General features: G+C 49.4%; 1 protein-coding gene. It reads right to left on the bottom strand.

What is annotated here, in order from left to right; all coding sequences use genetic code 11:
* Positions 1-151: 151 nt before the first annotated feature.
* A partial coding sequence (locus tag ACTHUM_RS19095) for a glycine cleavage T C-terminal barrel domain-containing protein (protein WP_440403850.1) occupies positions 152-488 on the bottom strand: 337 nt, incomplete at its 5' end.

The raw sequence follows: 488 nt of genomic DNA, 5'->3' as shown, positions 1-488 counted from the left end.
CCATTGATAGGGGGTTATTTTCAGACGGCATCTGCATGAATCAATATCCACAGATGCCTTGTTCAATGCTTTCTACAAACGTCCGTATCGGACGACAATTAAAACCTGCTTCCAGACGGCCCTTAACAAATAAAGGCCGTCTGAACCGATATTAATCAAACTGTTTTTGACCGTTGCGGACAAACGGCAGCTTCAGTACGCGTACGTCCACTTCTTTGCCGCGCATCAGAACTTTGGCGGTATCACCGTCAAAATCTTTCGGTACGCGTGCGATGGCGATGGATTGTTTCAGGCTTGGAGAGAATACGCCGCTGGTGGTTTCGCCTTGGCCTTTATCGGTCAACACTTCCATATGCGCGCGCAGAATGCCCCCTTTTTCGAGCAACAAGCCAACCTGTTTGACGGCAACGCCCTTTTCTTTCAATGCCACCAATGCGGCTTTACCGACGAAATCGCGGCTTTCGTCTTTCAAATCAACGGTCCAACCC

The sequence above is a fragment of the Neisseria sp. P0021.S006 genome (assembly GCF_051956895.1).
Note: the sequence above shows the minus strand (reverse complement) of the source record. Positions and strands in the feature narration are given on the sequence as shown.